At 63.9% G+C, this 3,033-nt stretch carries 4 protein-coding genes; 3 read left to right on the plus strand and 1 reads right to left on the minus strand.

Translation table 11 applies throughout. The annotated features are described in order from the left end of the window. A partial coding sequence (locus AC1D15_RS24480) for an SDR family oxidoreductase (protein WP_477828018.1) occupies nt 1-641 on the minus strand: 641 nt, incomplete at its 3' end. A gap of 196 nt (nt 642-837) precedes the next feature. On the opposite strand from AC1D15_RS24480, the gene rimP reads away from it, so the two are divergent. The 3 genes from rimP to AC1D15_RS24495 all read left to right on the plus strand — a co-directional run. Next, nucleotides 838-1,386 (plus strand): ribosome maturation factor RimP, encoded by a 549-nt coding sequence (rimP, locus tag AC1D15_RS24485; protein ID WP_047512530.1) that lies wholly within the window; start codon nt 838-840, stop codon nt 1,384-1,386. After that, complete coding sequence (gene nusA, locus AC1D15_RS24490; RefSeq protein ID WP_047512533.1) at nt 1,376-2,854, plus strand: transcription termination factor NusA; 1,479 nt, start codon at nt 1,376-1,378, stop codon at nt 2,852-2,854. The genes rimP and nusA overlap by 11 nt, the downstream gene beginning before the upstream one ends. Nucleotides 2,855-2,924: 70 nt before the next feature. Further along, nucleotides 2,925-3,033: translation initiation factor IF-2 N-terminal domain-containing protein (locus AC1D15_RS24495; protein ID WP_477828019.1), on the plus strand; the 109-nt coding region annotated here is incomplete at its 3' end.

The following is a 3,033-nucleotide window of genomic DNA, read 5'->3' on the forward strand; positions in this document are numbered from 1 at the left end:
GCGTTCTGCTCGACCACCTCGAGGATCTTGCCGAAGCCCTTGATGCCTGACGCCGCCAGCGTCTTGATCGGGCCGGCCGAGATGCCGTTGACCCGCACGCCCTTCGGGCCGAGGCCGGCCGCCAGGTAGCGCACCGAGGCCTCGAGCGAGGCCTTGGCCAGGCCCATCGTGTTGTAGTTGGGAACGCTGCGGACCGCCCCCAGATAGCTCAGCGTGAGCAGGGCGGCCTTCGGCGACAGGCGCGAGGCGGCTGCCTTGGCCATCGCCGGGAAGCTGTAGCTGGAGATGTCGTGGGCGATGCGGAAGGCCTCGCGCGACAGGCCGTCGAGGAATTCGCCGGCAATCGCCTCGCGCGGGGCGAAACCGATCGAATGGACGAAACCGTCGAATTGCGGCCAGGTTTCGCCGAGCTGGTTGAACATCGCGTCGATCTGCTCGTCGCTCGCGACATCGCAATCGAACAACAGCGTGGAGTCGAATTCGGCGGCGAACTCGGCCACGCGGTCCCGGAAGCGTTCGCCGACGTAGCTGAAAGCCAGTTCGGCACCCTCGCGCCGGCAGGCGCGTGCAATGCCGTAGGCGATCGAGCGGTTGGACAGAACGCCGGTGATCAGGAAGCGCTTGCCGGCCAGGAATCCCATGGAGTCTCCAGTCTGGTATTCGTCAAAAGGGGGTGCTCATTCTGGCACGCACTCGCGCTTGACTCTCACAACCCTTGCCGGGTAGTCCGCCACCGGGATACAATGCGTCTTTCGCAAGAAAACTGCATGGGCGGATTCTTCCAGCCCATTTTTTTTGCTTCTTCACATTTTCATAACCTCTGAAGACACTCGCTGGATGAATTGGCAAGCCGTTGTTGAACGCACCGTGACCGGGTTGGGTTACGACCTCGTGAGTTGCGAGCGCAGCCCCAAGGGTTTGCTGCGTGTCTTCATCGACCGCCTGCAGAATGATCCGAACGGCGAATTCATCGTCGTCGAGGATTGCGAGAAGGTGACCCGCCAGCTGCAGCACGTGCTGGAGGTCGAGGGTTGCGCCTATGAGCGCCTGGAAGTGTCGTCGCCGGGACTGGACCGGCCGCTGAACAAGCCCGCTGACTATCAGCGCTTCGCCGGCTCGGAGATCGAGTTGACGCTGAAGGTGCCGTTCCAGGGCCGCAAGAAATTCCGCGGCGTGCTGGAGGCCCTGGGAGAGCAATGGCGCCTGGTGTTCAACGACGGCAAGGTCGACCAGGCCCTGGATTTTTCGTTCGAGGAAGTGCGGGAGGCCCATCTGGTGCCTGTCCTCGATTTCAAGGGCCGGCGCTTTGCGCAGCCGGCTGCTGTGCCTGACGGAGCCGACGTGCAGGCCGAAGACGTTGACGGAGATCGTAATAATGAATCGTGAACTCTTGATGCTGGTCGATGCCATCTCGCGCGAGAAGAGCGTGGATCGCGAAGTCGTGTTCGGCGCGGTCGAGGCTGCGCTGGCCTCTGCCAGCAAGAAGCTGCACGGCGGCGAGGTCGACATGCGCGTCACCGTCGACCGCGAGAGCGGTGAGTACGAGACCTTCCGCCGCTGGCACGTGGTCCCCAATGAGGCCGGCCTGCAGCTGCCCGACTCCGAGATCCTGCTGTTCGAGGCGCTCGAGCAGATCGACGACATCGAGGTCGACGACTACATCGAGGAGCCGGTCGAATCCGTGTCGATCGGCCGCATCGGCGCCCAGGCGGCCAAGCAGGTCATCCTGCAGAAGATCCGCGACGCCGAGCGCGAGCAGCTGCTCAACGATTTCCTGTCGCGCGGCGAGAAGATCTTCGTCGGCACCGTCAAGCGCCTGGACAAGGGCGACGTGATCGTCGAATCCGGCCGGGTCGAAGGGCGCCTGAAGCGCAGCGAGATGATCCCGAAGGAGAACCTGCGTTCCGGCGACCGCGTGCGTGCCTTCATCGCCGAGGTCGACGCGACCCTGCGCGGCCCGCAGATCGTGCTGTCGCGCAGCGCGCCCGGTTTCATGATCGAACTGTTCGCCCAGGAAGTGCCCGAGATCGAGCAGGGCCTGCTGGAGATCAAGTCCTGTGCCCGCGACCCCGGTTCGCGCGCCAAGATCGCCGTGATCTCGCACGACAAGCGGGTCGACCCGATCGGCACCTGCGTCGGCGTGCGCGGTTCGCGCGTCAACGCGGTCACCAATGAACTGGCCGGCGAACGCGTCGACATCGTGCTGTGGTCCGAGGACCCGGCGCAGTTCGTGATCGGCGCGCTGGCGCCGGCCAACGTGCAGTCGATCGTCGTCGATGAAGAGCGCCACGCGATGGATGTCGTCGTCGACGAGGAGAACCTCGCGATCGCGATCGGCCGCGGCGGCCAGAACGTGCGCCTGGCCTCCGAGATGACCGGCTGGCGCATCAACATCATGACGGCCGAGGAATCGCAGGCGAAGCAGAACGAGGAGTCCGACAGCGTTCGCAAGCTGTTCGTCGACAAGCTCGACGTCGACGCCGAAGTGGCCGACATCCTGATCGCCGAAGGCTTCAGCAGCCTGGAAGAAGTGGCCTACGTCCCGATGCAGGAAATGCTCGAGATCGAGGGCTTCGACGAAGACACCGTCAACGAGCTGCGCACGCGGGCCAAAGACGCTTTGCTGACGATGGAGATCGCCCGCGAAGAGAAAATGGAAGACGTGTCGCAGAACCTGCGCGATCTCGAGGGGCTTGATGCGGCCCTGATCCCGAAGCTGACCGAAAGCGGGATCAACACGCGCGACGACCTCGCCGACCTCGCGGTCGACGAACTGACCGAAATTGCCGGCATCGACGAAGACAAGGCCAAGGAACTGATCATGAAGGCACGCGAACATTGGTTCACGACCTGACATTGATCGACCTGATGCCCCAACGCCCGATCGAACGCCGCACTGCAAGTACCAAGCAAGGATATTCACAATGGCTGTGACCACCGTCGCCCAGTTGGCTGCCGAGCTCAATCGCCCGGCAGCCGCGCTGCTCGAGCAGCTCCAGTCGGCCGGCGTCGTCAAGGCGTCGAGCGACGACG

The organism is Rhizobacter sp. P2_H2 (assembly GCF_056403375.1).